Here is a 17,517-nt window from a genome sequence, read left to right on the forward strand (position 1 = left end):
AAAAAGCCGTTCAAAGTGCATCTCAGCACCCTGAACGGCTTTTCTTATTAAGTTAAATCACGTTTTAAAAACACAGTATATGAAATACATAAAAATACGAACAAATAAAGTAGCAACATACATGATGCAAACGGGAATGTTACTCCATCAATAAAACTTCCGTTCTTTGAAATACTATATAAATCTGTGTTTGCTGGCAATAAATATTTCGCCCAGTTATATCTAGTGGCTGCTAATAACGCAATATTGCCTGATAAAGCAAGGAATAGTGAAATACCAATTGCACCTCCACTAGATCTCGTTAACACAGAAATCATAAATGCAAACGATGCGTACACAACCGTTGGTAACCACGATAAAACATAATATTTACTTGCTTCTACAAAAATGTTTTGTTTTATTATATTTCCATCTTGGAAAATAAACTCACTCCATGCAGGCTGTTGGAATTTATAAATAACAAGTCCACATAAAGCGGAGAAGATCATATTAAATATAAATAATAAAGCTGCAAATATAACGATTGCTAAAAATTTTGCTGTTAAAATTTTAAAGCGACTCGCTGGTCGTATCGTTAAAAATTTATATGTTCCCCAGCTATATTCATTCGCAAAAATTGTACTTGCATACACGAGGATAAATGGGAGCAAAATTGGAAATACGATAAAACCTGTATCTCTCATGAAAGAAAGTGGAGAACTGCTTGCCGGTGCTGTATCCGTATCTAAATGCTTCATCTTAAGCTGGTATTCTTTTACAAGCTCATCCCCTGATTTTTCTGCTAAAATAGCTTCTTTTTTCATGCCAAGCTTTTTCTCAATTTCTACAGTTCGTTCTGTATAATCTACTTTCCATCCTTTTGTTTCCGGTTCAAAATACTTTACCGTAACCCATCCTAATCCGATTATTAATACTGCAATAACTGCAAATGGAATAATCGTTCGCTTCCGCTTAAATATTTTATACAGTTCGTTATATACTAAATTAAACAATATCTTTTCCCCCTGTTAATTCTAAAAATTGCTCTTCTAACGTTTTTCTTTCTTCATATACACGATACACTTGAATATTTTTCTCAAGCAATGTACGAATAACATTTGGGATTTCTTCATCTTTTACATTAATAAGTAATTCATTATCTTTTACTAAAACATCATGCCCTAATATTTCTGCTGCTTTATTCGCATCATCTACACGTATACGGATCGTCTCCATCTCTTCGCTTTGGCTATGCTGAATATTTTGCGTAGCCACATATTCCCCGTGCTGAATAATGATAACTCTGTCACACATTAATTCAACTTCTGAAAGTAAGTGACTTGATACAAGTACAGCTTTTCCTTGTTCATGTGCAATTTTTTTTATGTACATTCTCATTTCATGTATTCCACTAGGGTCTAATCCATTTGTCGGTTCATCTAGTATCAACACGTCTGGATCGTGAATAAGTGCCTGAGCGATTCCTAAACGTTGTCTCATGCCGAGTGAATACGCTTTTACTTTGCGATCAATTACTTGTCCCATCCCTAACAATTTCACTACTTCATCGATACGTTCTTCGGTCACATTACCATTCATTCGTCCGAAATATGTTAAATTTTCATAGCCGCTCAAAAAAGGATAAAATTCAGGTGTCTCAATTACCGCTCCAATTTTCGCAGCTGTTTTTTCGAATTGCTGTTTCACAGATTGACCATCAATCCATACTTCACCTTCTGTCATACGGATCATACCAACCATCATTCTCATTAAAGTCGTTTTTCCAGCACCGTTTGGTCCGAGTAAACCGACAACCTCGCCTTTTTTCACTTCAAAACTAATATTTTGTACAAGTGTCTTTGATCCGATTCGCTTCGTTAACCGATCGACTTTTACAATTGATTGTTCATTTGTCATTCTATACAACCTTTCCTTCCCATTCTTTGTCAGGTCTTTTCACTGTAACATGATTATTTTTATGTGTAAAATGGAAAAAGGCATGATTTCTCATGCCTTTTTCTTGAAATGCAACGAATTTTTATCTTGTAAACTTTGAACAAATCGAAAACATTGCACCATCGATAATAGAAGGATAACAATCATAATTATACTCACTACTACTATTGCATATATTGTAATCGGTGCACTATTTATCCCTTGTATTCCTGCTATTCTTATAAAGATAATCGTAAATAATTTTAAAAATAACATCCCATTAACTAATCCAAAAACAAACGCTGCTCCATAAATGAATAATTGCTCCTGACATAATAAACATAGTACTTCTTTTCTTTTTATATTTTCTGCTACATAAGATGTAAACTCCTCTCTCCTCACTAGCAAAAGGGAGTACATCATTTTATATGTAGTAAAAATACATATGAAAATTAGTACAATAAACAGTGTGTAAAAATACATTTGAAATACAAATGCATCCCCTACTTTCAAAATAGCTCCTTCATTAAATTGTAACGATATCATAAAAAACAAAATCATAATACTCATAGCAATCCACATAAATTGCTTCATCCTTTTGGTAGCAAATGTTCTAATATTTTTTCTCGCTAACCGACATAAAGACATAAAATTCTTCCCCTACCTTATTACATACGCATTCTATACTACTAGTGTATAAAAATATGACATTTTAAACATCGCACTACAATCGGAATTTCTTCTAAGTCTTTAGTCCTAGAAAACGAAATGATAAAAAATCACATTTAGAATATAATTGTAAAAAGGAGGAGATTGCATGCGTATAAAATTACTATCAATCTTGTTTTTATTATTACTCACAAGTTGTAGCAAAATAAAAAACAATGAAGTTGCCATTGTTGAGCCATACAAATTAACAAAAGAGCAAGCTTCTATTTTACAAATGACTCCTTTTCAAGAAGGAAATAGCATGTTTTATAACGTTACGCTTAAAAATGATAAAGATGAAATAAATGCTACAATTGATTATTATAACAATGGTAAAAAAACAAAAGAAATTGCTAATATAGCTACCTCACATTTTTCAAAAAAGAAAGTAAAGCTTTCTTTTTTACCACCACATTTCCAATTCGATAAAGATATACAAGAAAAAAGGCAGTGGTATATGAATATTGAAGGTGCTTCAACGCTTGTTCATGAAGAAGCACCACCAAGCGTAAATAGCTCCGCAACTACTACAATCCAATCTATAAAAAATTTAAAATACAATCAAAAAACAATTTTAGCTGCTGTAATCCAAACAAGTAAAGAAACTGTAAGCGTCCCTACAATTGACGAAGACAAAGGTATTGATTTACTCTTAAAAGAAAATGAACACGTTTATCTATTTAGTATCGAGCTAAAAAAAGAACAATAAAGCGGAAATGCAACTTAAGTTGCATTTCCGCTTTATTGTTTAACAAGGTGTACTTTTATAAATCTGAATTAACTTCATTTTCTGTTACTACTATTACTCATCTTCTACTTCTATTCTTTTCTTCTCTCTTGCAATTTTTAAAAACTCTAGCAACTCTGGATTACTATTCATTTTTTTGTAAGCCACTGACATTTCTGCCACAAAATTAGAATCATATAATTCTTTATATACAACTTCTGTTTTATATAACTTATTTGCCGATACGGGTATTACTGTAATTCCAATCCCTGCCGCTACAAGCCCCATAACTGTTTGATACTCTGTTGCTTCTTGTACAATACGTGGACTAAATCCAACTTCTCTGCAAAGAGATAAAATTGTATCATACAAAGCTGGCCATACTGGTCTCGTAATAAATACAAATGGCTCATCTCGTAAATCTTCTATATGTATTTCATCTTTCTCTGCAAGTGGATGTGCCTTTGGTAAACATAAGGTACAAGATAACCTTTGAATTGGCTCTAATTCTAATAATTGTGTTGGAATTGGTGGACGTAAAAAGCCAATATCAATACGGTTATCATGAAGTGCATGAACTTGATCTGGTGTTGACAATTCATGTAATGCAACAGACACTCTCGGAAATTTCTTTCTATATTCCCTAACAATTGATGGTAAAATATCATATATCGCCGCACCTACAAAACCAATTGAAAGTGATCCTACTTCTCCCCTTTGCGCACTTTGTGCAACTTCTACTGCTTTTTCAATTTGTTCAAACGCTTTTTTTACTTCTTTTAAAAACATTTCTCCTGCTTCTGTTAGTTCAACCTTTCTTTTCGTTCTTGAAAATAATGTAACTCCCATTTCTTTTTCTAATTGCTGTATTTGTTGACTAAGTGGTGGTTGTGTCATTTGTAAACGAGCAGCTGCCCGTCCAAAGTGTAACTCTTCTGCCACAACAACAAAATATTGCAAATGCCGTAATTCCATTTTTGGACACCCTTTTCACTTTCGATTAATATGTCTAATATATTAATAACATATAATTTATATATTAGACAAATATTTTGAATGAACGTATAGTAGAAATTGTTAATTCTTTTTTACAATTTTTATGTAAAAAAAGAAAGAGGTGGTTACTGTATGAAATGGTGGAAGTTAAGCGGACAAATTTTGTTACTATTTTGTTTCGCTTGGACAGGTGAATGGATTGCAAAACAGGCACACCTCCCAGTTCCAGGAAGTATAATCGGTATTTTTTTATTATTAATTTCGTTAAAATTTAACCTAGTTAAGAAAGAATGGATACAGGACGGAGCAGATTTTTTATTAAAAGAACTTATTTTATTTTTCATCCCTTCTGCAGTCGCTGTCATACGTTACAGAGATACACTAACACAATATGGAATCGATCTCATTTTAATTATTATGATTAGCACTCTTTGCGTTACCTTAGTTACAGGACTTTTAACAGAATTGCTACTAAAGCGGAAAGGATCAACGCAATGATCGGATTTCTTTGTTTACTATTAACACTATTCACATATTGGATATCAAAAAAAATGTATCAACGTTGGAATTGGAGTCTACTTTCTCCTCTTCTCGTCTGTCCCATTATTTTAATTGCTTTATTGCTCGGATTAGATACACCTTATGAAACATATGAATCTGGTGGTCACTGGTTAACTGAATTATTAAAGCCCGCAACAGTTGCTTTTGCATGGCCAATCTATAAATATTTTGATTTGTTAAAGAAACATGGAATGGCTATCTTACTTAATGTCATTGTCGGTTCGTTTTTATCAGTCATTACTTCAGCACTACTAGCAAATTATTTTCAAATTGATTCATCACTAGAACATAGTTTAGCGCCACATATCGTAACAACACCAATCGCAATGGCTATTTCAGAAATGATTGGTGGTATGTCACAATTAACTGCTGTATTTGTCGTTTTAACTGCCTTAACAGGAGCATTGCTCGGTCCTTCTCTCATACGCATTTGCCGCATTAAAACAGCAATCGCAAAAGGTATTATGTTAGGAACGAGCGCAAATGGAACCGGTACATCAAAAGCATTCGAAATCGGTCCTGTGGAAGGAACAATTGCAAGTTTATCCATGCTTTTAACAGCAGGCGCTAGTTTAGTTATCGTTCCGCTTTTCTTGTCTTGGATACATTAAAGGAGCAAGTATTTACATACTTGCTTCTTTATCTATATATTGGCACAGCAATTCATAATCCTCTGGAAAAGCTAAACACAATTGTTCAATTTCATGTATCCCTTTCCAAGCAATTTCATGTATTAACTCATCAGGATCTTGGATTTTCATATTACCGCCTATTTGTTTAACAAAATAATAATGGACATACACTGGAACACCGTATGTAATACCCTCTTTTTCATATATTTTATTTACCACTTCCACATTGTAACCTGTTTCTTCCCAAACTTCCCTGATACAACATTCTTCTAGTGTCTCTCCCTTTTCAAGTCCTCCACTTGGGACAGACCATCTTTTTTCTTCTCCCTCTTTGCCCTGCAGTACCATTAAAACTTCATTTCTTTCATTTACACATACCGCTGCACTACCTATCCATCTCTCCATAAACATCCCTCCCCTACTAAAATTCGCCCTCTTTTTTATTTTCCCCTTGAAAAAAAGAGGAAAATAATAAAACAATGACGAAAAATTATATCAACTTCATAGACAATCCTTTTTTAGAAATTAAAACTGGAAGGATGAAAATATGATTTCTAATTATGTTGTGGAATGTGTCTTTTGTGAAGAAAATCGAAAGGCTCGCCAAGCTATTGTCACAGTTCCCGCGACTACTCAGCTACTAGCCATTGAAAAAGTGCGTGCGGAATGCAAACGTCGCTTCGGAAAAACTGTATTATTACAAACAGAAATTAAAGAAAAAATTGTTTTTGAACAAAAAGAAAGCCGACCATAAATTGGTCAGCTTTCTTATCCGATCATATTTTCACATGAAGATTAGGGGCATCCTCTTTAAGGATCGGGATTTTCCCATTATGTACGTTCCATAATGGTCATCGAACAATATATTTCTATGCAATTAACTATTGAATAGAATAGGGCAAAACTTGTTCGCATTTTTAGAAAAGGGATAGGGATATAATTCAAGTAGTACTTCGAATACTCGAACTTTACACTCATAATATTAAAACAAATCCTTTTATATGGGAAATATGAATTACCTACATAATTCATTCGTAAAATATATTAATAGTTTGCTATATTAATTTTATCCCGCTATTTGTAAGCAGTAACCCCCTACTTATTATAATTTCACCTTACTCCATCAATAGCATACATCCAGCTAAAACCGGTGTCATAATCATCGAAAACCTCAAAAGCATTCGCGGTGCATAATTTGTAAACTTCGCGCCAATATATGCCCCTAACATGGTCCCAATTAATACTTGCAATAACAATATATAATCTAAATATCCTTCCGAACTATATCCTAGACCGCCTCCAATTGCAATCGGTAATATAACAAGCATTGTTGTCCCTACAGATTGCTGAATCGTTAATCCCAATAGAACCATTAATCCAAGCTGAATAAACGGTGCAGAACCAATCCCAAATGAACCAGCCATCATTCCAGTAACTAATCCAAGGCATATACATTTCAACAAGTAGTTCATGGAAAACTCCTTATGCTTATATAAAGATGACTGTTCTTTGTTTTGGAACATAATTAATTTAATAAACATAAAAATTGCCGATAAAAATAACATCCCAGCTGTAAACCAATGAAGAAGATGTGCTGGTATAAGTGAACCAAATTTAGAACCAATATAAGAGCCAATTGCGCCAAATCCCCCAACAATCCCGCCTATAATAAGTGCTACATTACCTTCACGGTAATGACTGACAACACCTGATAATGTCGTAAACGCCATTGCAGTTAAAGATGTTGCAAGAGCAACATGAATAGGAATATGAAATACTAAAGTGAGTATCGCGATAATAAACCCAGCTCCTCCAGCTCCAACAAATCCTAATAAAATACCCATTACTAACATTGTTATAATAATTGCCACAGACTTTCCCTCCAGTAACACAATTATCCATCATATTTATCCTTACATACAAATAAAAAGCATCCTAGATGGATGCTTTTTATTTCAATGATATGTACTTAATCTTGATTAATCAAAATAACCGCTGGACCAGCTACTACTACTCCAGCTACTTCTATTTTTTCAAATTCCTTTACTGTAATAGATATAACTCCTTCTCTTTCCATCAATTCTTTACTCAGGACATCAGTCGGGATTGCTTTCACCGTCTTACCTCCTTTTCATTTATACAATATGATAAAGTGAAACTTTCATCAGTGGGGTTTTGGTCCGTACTTATTGATTATTAACCCTCACCAATCGGGCGAATAATCGCCCAATGCATCTATATATATGCATCACCTCCGCTTTCATTCCTTATTCCACTCAAAAACCTTCTCCCCCTTCCTTGACATATTGAAAAATAAAAAAGAAGCTATAACATATAGCTTCCCTCCACGTTTCTTTAATCTTTATGCACCGTATATTCCATGACTTTACCATCTCTATCAAATTGTAAAATAAGCTGTTCGCTATCTATTGGGATAAAGCCACGTTCAGTCCCAAGATAATACAAAGTGATAACTCCTTCTCCCCCACTTCTCGTTTCCGTTGGGGCTCCTAACAATTGTGTAATTTCTTCATTTGATTTCCCTATTAATTTATATTTTTGTAATAGATCATCTACCATATGTACCCGCTTATCTGCATGATTTAACCATCTATTTTGATTAAACTTTGATGTATATTCATTTACACTTAGTTGTACAGTGCACACTATTAATGGTATGAGTGCTACTATTAACCCCCCCAACATTTGCTTCTTTTCTTCATTACGATTTTTAGAAACATATAAAATAGCCCTTTGAATCATGACTAATAAAACAAATGGTATGAATACTACAAAAATGCTCCTTACACTTAAGGGTATATGGACCATATCAATGACGAATATAAATACAATGTACATTACTATATACAAACAAAAATAGACATACAAAATGCCACGTAGCATAGCGTTCAGAAAGATCTCCCCTTTTAACTCACTATATAATTCATCCGGCTAATCATTTCTCGAATCTGTTCTAATTCTTGCACTGTATATACTATTTTTCCTGCTAAGATTTCATTTCTGAAGAACGTTACAATTTGCTCCCGATCTTTTAATCTAGGTGTTTCCTCACTTGAAAGATCTATTATTTCTTTTCCATTTTCATTATAAAAATATACAACTGGTTTTACCTTTTCTTTTATACTATTAGCCTGCATTTCTTTCAAACAATTGTATAAAATTTGAGATAGTTTCTTCGCCTTATATACTGGATTCCCTTCATTTTTCACTTGTATAGTTGCCGAATCTTTACCTACTATATATTCAAATGTCTCTTCTTTTTCAAGTTCTTGTTGATACTTACCCATTTCATCAATCATAAATGAATATATACCAGCATTTTCTTTCGTTAAACCATGAATTAATTTCTCTTCCCATTCTTTCGTCTCAAGTAGATAAATACCAGTTTTGCACAAAATGAGATGATGGATTCGATTATCGTTTATTTCACTATTATTTTTAATAAAAACATTCGGCATGATTTCAATTTCAGCATCTAATATGATGCCTTGCTCTATGAATCCTCGCTTCATATAATGTAATGTTTCGTACGTATTCATTTCAGCGCCGTTTTTAGTATATTCTCGTAAATTTGCAATTAATTTTTGAAACATATGTATTTCGTTATTATGTTTATTTTGTATTTCACCACGTTCTTTACTATGTTGCATAGCTAATTGATTCTTCATCATACGCATATTTTCAATTTCTCTATTTGCACTTACTTGTAAATCATTGTATTTTTTCTGTTCCATATTTTTTAAATTATTTTGTTGTTCTTTATGCTCTATCACCGTAGCTGCAATTTCGTTTTCATACGTTTCAATTGCTTGTTTCTTTTCAAATTCTACTTGCTGACTCTCTGATTCTAACTGTTTATTTTTATAAAACAGCACAAATACTACAGCTAATAATATTAAAACCGCACCTATTAGCACATAATTCATATTTTTACCCCTTTATTTCATTTTCGATTATTTTTTATAAATATATCTATTATAGTATACTATGGTTTCGATATAGACTTTGTAAAAGTTGTATATTTTTAATAAAAGGCACCTCTGACGGGGCACCTTTTATTTTCACTCTATTGTACACCATACTGAATATAACTTGGATCATAGTATATCCATTGATTTGTTCCTAAGCAAAGCCATCCATCTTGCTTACTCCATACTCGATACGATTCACCATGATGTAACTGTCTTATAACATTTCCATTTAATGATGGAGCATCACGCAAATTTACATTATCACCAGTAATAGTCGCCACATAATGTTTATACTGAATATAACTCGGATCATTATATACCCACTGATTTGTCCCTAAACAAAGCCATCCATCTTGTTCTCCCCAAACTTCATATGTTTCGCCACGATTCAATTGGCGAATTACACTAGACTGCAAAGATGGTCCACTTCTCAAATTCACATTATCTCCATTAATTATAGCAACCCCGTACACTGGAGTTGCATTATTAGGCGGGGAAACATTACCTCCACCACTTGCTCCATTCCCTTTTAAAGCTTCTAATGAAACTGCAGCTGATACATCACAATTTCCTACGCCTGAAATTTGTCCTGAATCTGTGTACTGCCACGCTGTCCACGTTGTCCATCCACCAGCATCAGCAGGCGGTGTACTCGAGTATTTAGCAATCCAAAGCGGTATATCACTTAATCCGCTAATTCCGAACTCATTAATATACCAAACTCCTGTATATAACATTACATCTTTTCCAGTAGCCTGTTTCACATAATTTATGAAGCTTCTTGCCCAATTCGATATAGCGTTACCAGTTAAATTACTGTTACTCGGATCTATTGGTGATTCTAAATCCAGAACTGGCATTAAGTCTGTCTGGTTATTTTGTAATATACTCACAAAATATTTTGCCTCTGAAATTGCATCATTTTGTTCTGGGCGTGCAAAATGGTATGCACCAATTAATACATTCGCATTTCGTGCTGCTTGTACATTCTTAGTAAAAGTAGGATCAATGTAGTTTACACCTTCTGTCGCTTTTGCATACGCTGCTGGAATTCCAGATGCCTTCACTGCATTCCAATCAATATTCCCTTCCCAATGAGACACATCAATAAACGTAACATTTGAACTTGATCTGTTTTGCATATAAAATCTCCTATCATTTTTTTACTTCGTATACATACAATATGTACAAGTTTCATAAGAGGACACGACATTTATGCTATAGAAACAAAGAGTAAACATATTTTGTATACAAAATAAAAAAGACCTTGTATTACAAGGCCTTTTGCAAACTCACTTTATTTTGTAGCAAATACATATTATAATACAAACCTTGCTCACTTAATAATTCTTGATGTGTCCCTCTCTCTACTATCTCTCCATCATGCATCACAAAAATTTGATCCGCATCTTGAATTGTAGATAACCTATGCGCAATGGCTATCGTCGTTCTACCTTTTCGCATTTGTTGCAACGCTGTTTGAATAGCCTCTTCTGTTTCTGTATCGATATTAGCTGTTGCTTCATCTAATACTAATACTTTCGGATTCGTTGCTATCGTTCTAGCAAAAGCAATTAATTGTCGTTGACCGCTTGAAAATGCTGCACCTCTTTCTACTACTTCTGTTTCATACTGTTTTGGTAACTTTTCAATAAACGTATTCGCTTGCACAAATCGAGCAGCTTCTTTTACTTCTTCATCCGTAATTTCTTCATTATACATACGAATATTTTGCTTTACATTTCCAGCAAATAAAAATGCATCTTGCAATACGAGTCCTATTTTCTTTCTAATTTCTCGTTCTTCAAATTTTTCTAAATCTACACCGTCTATTACAATATTTCCTGACTTAATATTATAAAATCGCATTAACAAATTCATAATCGTACTTTTTCCGCTACCAGTATGCCCAACAAAAGCAACCGTTTGCCCTTGTTTCACGTGAAATGATACATTTTTTAAAACGTCACGCTTTCCATCATATGAAAAAGTAACATTTTTAAATTCAATATCTCCATCCACGATTTGAGGATTCTCATTGCCTTTTTGAACCGGTGCTAAATCTTTCTCGTCCATTAAATGAAATACACGTGATGACGAAACAAGTGCCTGTTGGAAGAAGGACAATTTCATCATCATCTCATTTACAGGTTGGAAGAAACGATGTATATAGTTAACAAAAGCATATAAAACTCCTACTTCAACAGGGCTCTTTAAAGCATCAATCCCAAATAAACCTAGTACTAACGCAATAGCTACAATATGTACTAAATCCGTAGCTGGTCGTAAAAGTAATGCGTCTAACTTCAAAGTACGTCGCCCTGCACTATAATGTTTATTATTCACTTCTTCAAACTCTTTTCTCATACGTTTTTCTTGTCTGAACACTTGAACAATATTCATTCCTTGTATGGACTCGTTCAACTTTGCATTTAACACGCTTAGTTGATTACGTACTTCTAAATAAAAAGCTGCACTTTTCCGGCGATATAATACCATAATCGCAAACATTATCGGAATTAATACGAGAGAAAATAGCGCTAATTTTACATCTAATAAAAACATCGCTACTAAAATACCTACTAAAAAGACTACATTTTTTACAAATGTTGATAATACACTGACATAAAAATCTTTAATCGCTTCCGTATCATTTGTTATACGCGATACAAGTGTACCAATCGGCGTACGATCAAAGAAACTTAATGACAGCTTTTGAACATGTTCATATACTTCAACTCGCATATCTTGAACAATCTTAAAAGCAATGTTCTGAAAGTACAATAGATTTAAATACGTAAATAGTACTTTTAATAAATGAGCAACTATGTAAATTACAAATAAAGTAACGAGCGCTGATCGTTCAAAATCCCGCGGTACTAGGTGTTCATCGAGGAATTGTTTAATTAAAAAAGGACCCATCATTTCCGTTACTGTCGCACCAACTAAAAAGATAAATGCTAAAGATAGTAACCCTTTATATGGCTTCATATAGGAAAGCAATCTACTTAAATCACTTCGCTTCTTCTCTACCATCATACGCCTCCTTTCTCGACTAAAGCTTCTAATTGCTGGCTTTCATACATTTCCTTATACCAGCCGTTTTCCTTCATTAATTCCTCATGTGTACCTCTTTGTACAATTCTACCTTCATCAACAACAAGAATAAGATTGGCATGCTGAATTGCACTTAATCGGTGTGCAGTAATAATCGTCGTTTTCCCTGCTCTCTCCCTCTTTAAGGCACTTAAAATCGTCTCTTCTGTTTTTGCATCTACCGCTGATAAACAATCATCCAAAATTAAAATTTCAGCATTTGTTAATAAAGCACGAGCAATAGAGATTCGCTGTTTTTGACCACCAGATAACGAAACACCTCTTTCCCCTACTACTGTTTCATATCCTTCTGAAAATTGGAGGATGTCATTATGAATACAAGCAATCTCTGCTGCTTGGGTAATTTCATTATATGTAGCATCCGCCTTTCCAAAGGCAATATTCTCGCCAATACTTGCTGAAAATAAAAAATGATCTTGCGGCACGTATGAAATGGCAGAACGGACACCATGAAGTGTTATATCTCGAATATCTCGCTCCCCAATTTTTAATTCACCATTAAAATGATCATACTCACGGATTAAACATTTTAATAAAGTCGTTTTCCCTGCGCCTGTACGTCCTACAACTCCTAGCGTTTCGCCCTTCTTCAAATCAAAGTGAATATCGTTTAAATGTAACAATTCATTTTTCTTATACGAAAATGAATCAACGGCAAACGAAACATTACCGCTCGCTATTGTATGTACAGCATTTTCGCTATTTACTACATCTGATTTTTGTGAAAGAATTTTTTCTACACGGTCATATGAAGCACGCCCACGCTCCATAATATTGAATAACCATCCAAACGCTAACATTGGCCAAACGAGGGTACCTAAATATGTCGTAAATGTAACGAGATCACCTACTGTTAATTCACCTCTTACAACTAATACCGATCCGTAACATACTGCGATTAAAAAAGAAAATCCAACGATAAGAGAGATTGTCGGATCAAATAACGAATCAATACGTGCAACTAACACATTTTTATGTACAACATCTTCTGATTTTCTTCGAAACGCCTGTAAATCTTCTTTCTCTTGTCCAAGCGAGCGAATCACTTTCATTCCACTCATACTCTCTTGCACTTTATCATTGATTTCCGAAAACGATTGCTGTGCTTTATGAAACCTTTTATGTAATAAAGTTCCATAATAATTTGTCGAAATAGCTACAATCGGCATTGGAATTAAACTTAATAATGTTAACTTCCAACTAATTGTAAAACCCATCGCTACGAGTACACATCCTCCGACAGCTAATGAGTCAACAAGCGTCAAAACACCTGCTCCAGCAGTTTGCTGGATCGCTTGAATATCATTGGTCGCATGTGCCATTAAATCACCTGTCCGATTTGACTGATAGAAAGATGGACTCATCTTTGTAAAATGTTCATACAAATTTTTTCGTAATTGGCGAGCTAATTTTAATGAAGACCCGAAAATCATAATACGCCATATGTAACGTAATATGTACATCGTAATACCTACAATTACTAATAGTACAACCCATTTTAGTAACTTATCGGTCGTCAATGTTCCATCATTAATTTCATCTACAACGATTCCAATTACTTTTGGTGCTACAAGTTCTAAAAGTGCAACGCCAAACAATAAAATAATTCCAGTTATGTACGCTCGTTTTTCTTGTTTAAAAAACCACGCTAAATTCATAAACACTTTCATTTTTTTCCTCCTCCCTTAAAATGAGCGATGTTTTCAGTTTACCAAAAATACAGAATTTTTAAAAGTTTTAAAAACTATAACTAACAAAAAGAAAGACACTCTTAGCGAGTGTCTTTTAGCGCTTATTTCATTTGTTGCTTGTTCATTGCGCTCATCATTTGATTGATTTTCTTTTGGGAAGGTTTTTGTCCCATTTGCATCATCATCATTTTTAACATTTGTTCGTTAATTGGTGGATTTTTTTGTAAGTAATTCATCATGTATTTGCGGGCAATGAAAAATCCTAACGCCACGCCTGCTACTAGTGCTACTACGCCCACTAGAATACCTAACCAAATTGGCATATATTTTCCTCCTTCATGTTGTCTACCTTACAGTGTACTAAAACCTTTTCAATAAGACAAGATACAATTCGACATTTTTTACACATATGTTCGTACTTGTTTTAGAGGATTCAGCCATCCGTACTTTGTATTTTCATAATCCATAGCTAAAAATGTTAATTCACACTTTCTTAACACCTCAAAGAACGTCGTTTCCATAGAGACATTTCCAGAGGTATTCATACGAATATAGTGCGGTTTCACCATTATTTCGCCGTACTCCGCTCCCGTATAAAGTGTATGTGTATGATGTGTTCTATCATATTTACCAAGAACGCGCAAAGCTTGTTCTAATTTATGATGAATTTTCATTACTTGCAATGGCATCGTTATATACATCATTTGCTTATATAACACTTTTTTCTCCGAAAGGGACCCAGATTCTGAAAATCGAGCAAATAAATCAAAAAACAAATATTCACGACCAAAATAAGCTTTCGCAATATCCTCTTGAATTAAATACAATTCATACGTTTTCATTTTTCCACTCCCAATCTGGACAACCTTTTCTCTTCATTATATATAAGAAAATTTGCAATGATTGTCTGACTGCGGAGAGATAAAAAACTTTTTCTGTCGAAAAAACTCATTTACATAGAAAAACCTCTCCATGCCGGAGAGATTTTTCTGAAATGATTAAAGCATTTCTTTTACTTTACGAACAACGTTCTCTACAGTAAATCCATACTCTTCCATAATCTTCTCACCAGGAGCAGAAGCACCGAATGTATCGATACCTAACACATCTCCTTCAAGACCTACGTAACGGTGCCATCCGAATGTAGCACCCATTTCGATTGCGAAACGTTTTGTTACTGCTTTTGGTAATACAGATTCTTTGTACTCTGCAGTTTGAGCTTCGAAGCGATCCATAGATGGCATGCTGACAACAGCTGCGTCAACGCCGTCTACTGCTAATGCTTTTTGAGCTTCAACAGCTAGGCTTACTTCAGATCCAGTTGCAAGTAAGATTACGTCAGCCGTTTCTTTCTTGCTTGCAGAAACTACATATGCACCTTTTGCTACTTTTTCATACGTATCATCTTTTGCACCTTCTAATGTTGGAAGGTCTTGACGAGTTAATACTAAAGCAGTTGGTTTGTTTGTAGATTCTAAAGCTAGTCTCCAAGCTGCAACAGATTCGTTACCATCAGCAGGACGGATAACAGAAACGTTTGGCATTGCACGAAGCGCTGCTAATTGCTCGATTGGTTCATGTGTTGGACCATCTTCACCAACAGCGATACTGTCATGTGTGAATACATACGTTACTGGCAATTGCATTAATGCTGCAAGGCGAATTGCTGGACGTAAGTAATCAGAGAATACGAAGAACGTACCACCGTAAGTTTTTAAACCACCATGTAGTGCAATACCGTTCATTGCTGCACCCATTGCGAACTCACGTACACCGTACCAAATGTTTTTACCGCTGTAATCATCTCTTGTAAAGTCTTTTTCGTTATTCATGTATGTTTTGTTAGAACCAGCAAGGTCAGCAGATCCACCGAAGAATGATGGTACAGACTCTGCAATTGCATTAATTACAGCACCAGAAGAATTACGAGTTGCTGCTTTTGATCCTAATTCATAAGTTGGTAAGTTTTGCTCCCAACCTTCTGGAAGTTGACCGTTCATTGCTGCTTGGAATTCGTTTGCTAATTCTGGGTATGCTTGTGCATATTCACCTAGCATCGTGTTCCACTCAGCTTGCGCAGTTTCACCAACATCTTGTACTGTTTTACGGAAGTTGTCATATACTTCTTCTGCTACGTGGAAGTCTTGCTCAGCAGTCCAAGCATATGCTTCTTTCGTTAATTTTGTTTCTTCTACACCAAGTGGAGAACCATGTGAAGCTGATTTTCCTGATTTGTTTGGAGAACCGAAACCAATTGTCGTTCTTACTTCAATTAGCGTTGGGCGTTTTTCGTCAGCTTTCGCTTCTTCAATTGCTTTCGCGATTGCTTCAATATCGTTTCCATCCTCAACACGGATTACTTGCCATCCGTATGCTTTGTAACGATCTTCTACACTTTCAGAGAATGAACGATTTAAATCGCCATCTAATGAAATATCGTTTGAATCGTAAAGCACAACAAGACGACCTAATTGTAAATGAGCAGCTAATGAAGATGCTTCAGCAGAAACGCCCTCCATTAAATCTCCATCACCACAAATAGCGTATGTATAATGATCTACTACATTATACGCATCACGGTTATATTTAGCAGCTAAATGTCTTTCAGCCATTGCCATACCTACAGCAGTTGCAATACCTTGTCCAAGTGGACCAGTCGTTGCATCTACACCAGCTGTATGACCATACTCAGGATGTCCTGGAGTTTTGCTTCCCCATTGACGGAAGTTCTTTAAGTCATCCATTGTTACATCATAACCAGATAGGTGAAGTAGGCTGTATAATAACATTGAACCATGACCTGCAGATAATACGAAACGATCACGGTTAAACCACGTTGGGTTATTTGGATTGTGTTTCATAAATTGAGTCCATAATGTATAAGCCATTGGTGCTGCACCCATTGGCATTCCTGGGTGACCAGAGTTTGCTTTTTCAATCGCATCGATGGATAATGTGCGAATCGTGTTGATAGAAAGTTGTTCGATTGAATGTGACATGCTATTCTTCCCTTCGCTTATATTAGTAAACGTTTTATACATTTATATGATAGCTTCCCACGCAAGATTATACAACATGTATCGACAAATATGTTGATATTTTTTTGATTTTTTATAAAAAAATCAATGTATCCGGGAATGTATGGGCATTCAATATGACATACTTTTTCATTATTTTTA

At 34.6% G+C, this 17,517-nt stretch carries 19 protein-coding genes; 4 read left to right on the plus strand and 15 right to left on the minus strand.

Translation table 11 applies throughout. From position 1 onward, the window contains the following. Positions 1 to 47: 47 nt before the first annotated feature. The 3 genes from C3Y97_RS18575 to C3Y97_RS18585 all read right to left on the minus strand — a co-directional run bounded on the left by C3Y97_RS18575 (position 48) and on the right by C3Y97_RS18585 (position 2,562). Entirely contained in the window at positions 48 to 992 is a 945-nt protein-coding gene (locus tag C3Y97_RS18575) for an ABC transporter permease (protein ID WP_000482759.1), read from the minus strand. Continuing rightward, a complete protein-coding gene (locus tag C3Y97_RS18580) occupies positions 985 to 1,896 on the minus strand; it encodes an ABC transporter ATP-binding protein (RefSeq protein ID WP_000180622.1) in 912 nt (303 codons plus the stop codon). Before C3Y97_RS18580 ends, C3Y97_RS18575 begins: the two co-directional genes overlap by 8 nt. 90 nt (positions 1,897 to 1,986) lie before the next feature. Next, entirely contained in the window at positions 1,987 to 2,562 is a 576-nt protein-coding gene (locus C3Y97_RS18585; protein ID WP_000050617.1) for an ABC transporter permease, read from the minus strand. A 169-nt stretch (positions 2,563 to 2,731) separates the two neighbouring features. Here C3Y97_RS18585 and C3Y97_RS18590 point away from each other — a divergent pair, with 169 nt between their 5' ends. After that, positions 2,732 to 3,331 (plus strand): hypothetical protein, encoded by a 600-nt coding sequence (locus tag C3Y97_RS18590; RefSeq protein ID WP_001220612.1) that lies wholly within the window; start codon positions 2,732 to 2,734, stop codon positions 3,329 to 3,331. Between the two features lie 93 nt (positions 3,332 to 3,424). Here C3Y97_RS18590 and alsR read toward each other — a convergent pair whose 3' ends face one another. Next, entirely contained in the window at positions 3,425 to 4,324 is a 900-nt protein-coding gene (gene alsR, locus C3Y97_RS18595; protein ID WP_000423234.1) for an acetoin biosynthesis transcriptional regulator AlsR, read from the minus strand. Positions 4,325 to 4,477: 153 nt separating this feature from the next. On the opposite strand from alsR, the gene C3Y97_RS18600 reads away from it, so the two are divergent. Beyond that, complete coding sequence (locus tag C3Y97_RS18600) at positions 4,478 to 4,843, plus strand: CidA/LrgA family holin-like protein (RefSeq protein WP_000872365.1); 366 nt, start codon at positions 4,478 to 4,480, stop codon at positions 4,841 to 4,843. Continuing rightward, a complete protein-coding gene (locus C3Y97_RS18605; RefSeq protein WP_000578954.1) occupies positions 4,840 to 5,517 on the plus strand; it encodes an LrgB family protein in 678 nt (225 codons plus the stop codon). Before C3Y97_RS18600 ends, C3Y97_RS18605 begins: the two co-directional genes overlap by 4 nt. Positions 5,518 to 5,529: 12 nt before the next feature. Here the strand turns inward: C3Y97_RS18605 and C3Y97_RS18610 are convergent, their stop codons facing one another. Beyond that, on the minus strand, positions 5,530 to 5,943 hold the full coding sequence (locus C3Y97_RS18610; RefSeq protein ID WP_000442981.1) for an NUDIX hydrolase: 414 nt from the start codon (positions 5,941 to 5,943) through the stop codon (positions 5,530 to 5,532). Between the two features lie 142 nt (positions 5,944 to 6,085). Here C3Y97_RS18610 and C3Y97_RS18615 point away from each other — a divergent pair, with 142 nt between their 5' ends. Continuing rightward, on the plus strand, positions 6,086 to 6,292 hold the full coding sequence (locus C3Y97_RS18615; RefSeq protein WP_000625222.1) for a DUF3903 domain-containing protein: 207 nt from the start codon (positions 6,086 to 6,088) through the stop codon (positions 6,290 to 6,292). Positions 6,293 to 6,653: 361 nt separating this feature from the next. On the opposite strand, the gene C3Y97_RS18620 is transcribed toward C3Y97_RS18615, so the two are convergent. The 10 genes from C3Y97_RS18620 to tkt all read right to left on the minus strand — a co-directional run bounded on the left by C3Y97_RS18620 (position 6,654) and on the right by tkt (position 17,337). After that, positions 6,654 to 7,409, minus strand: coding sequence for a sulfite exporter TauE/SafE family protein (locus C3Y97_RS18620; RefSeq protein WP_000974659.1), 756 nt, complete (start codon positions 7,407 to 7,409; stop codon positions 6,654 to 6,656). A 98-nt stretch (positions 7,410 to 7,507) separates the two neighbouring features. Continuing rightward, entirely contained in the window at positions 7,508 to 7,654 is a 147-nt protein-coding gene (locus tag C3Y97_RS18625) for a BC1881 family protein (protein WP_000644411.1), read from the minus strand. 239 nt (positions 7,655 to 7,893) lie between these two features. Then, positions 7,894 to 8,442, minus strand: a complete 549-nt coding sequence (locus tag C3Y97_RS18630; RefSeq protein ID WP_000943753.1) for a hypothetical protein — start codon at positions 8,440 to 8,442, stop codon at positions 7,894 to 7,896. Between the two features lie 23 nt (positions 8,443 to 8,465). Continuing rightward, positions 8,466 to 9,485 carry an NERD domain-containing protein gene (locus tag C3Y97_RS18635; protein WP_025689692.1) on the minus strand — a complete coding sequence of 340 codons (1,020 nt, stop codon included), beginning with the start codon at positions 9,483 to 9,485 and terminating at the stop codon, positions 8,466 to 8,468. Between the two features lie 140 nt (positions 9,486 to 9,625). Further along, the gene (locus C3Y97_RS18640) at positions 9,626 to 10,672 is read right to left on the minus strand and encodes a GH25 family lysozyme (protein ID WP_001181393.1); all 1,047 of its coding nucleotides are present in this window, start codon (positions 10,670 to 10,672) and stop codon (positions 9,626 to 9,628) included. Positions 10,673 to 10,802: 130 nt separating this feature from the next. Continuing rightward, positions 10,803 to 12,566, minus strand: coding sequence for an ABC transporter ATP-binding protein (locus tag C3Y97_RS18645; protein WP_000229520.1), 1,764 nt, complete (start codon positions 12,564 to 12,566; stop codon positions 10,803 to 10,805). Beyond that, positions 12,566 to 14,317, minus strand: a complete 1,752-nt coding sequence (locus C3Y97_RS18650) for an ABC transporter ATP-binding protein (protein WP_000862455.1) — start codon at positions 14,315 to 14,317, stop codon at positions 12,566 to 12,568. Before C3Y97_RS18650 ends, C3Y97_RS18645 begins: the two co-directional genes overlap by 1 nt. A 122-nt stretch (positions 14,318 to 14,439) precedes the next feature. Continuing rightward, complete coding sequence (locus C3Y97_RS18655) at positions 14,440 to 14,661, minus strand: YneF family protein (protein WP_001123317.1); 222 nt, start codon at positions 14,659 to 14,661, stop codon at positions 14,440 to 14,442. A 78-nt stretch (positions 14,662 to 14,739) separates the two neighbouring features. Then, positions 14,740 to 15,180: a sporulation inhibitor of replication protein SirA gene (gene sirA / locus C3Y97_RS18660; protein ID WP_000860645.1), complete on the minus strand. Its 441-nt coding sequence runs from the start codon at positions 15,178 to 15,180 to the stop codon at positions 14,740 to 14,742. A gap of 156 nt (positions 15,181 to 15,336) precedes the next feature. Next, positions 15,337 to 17,337, minus strand: coding sequence for a transketolase (gene tkt, locus C3Y97_RS18665; RefSeq protein WP_000019766.1), 2,001 nt, complete (start codon positions 17,335 to 17,337; stop codon positions 15,337 to 15,339). Between the last annotated feature and the right edge of the window lie 180 nt (positions 17,338 to 17,517).

Source organism: Bacillus sp. DU-106 (assembly GCF_004799705.1).
Lineage (GTDB): Bacteria > Bacillota > Bacilli > Bacillales > Bacillaceae_G > Bacillus_A > Bacillus_A cereus.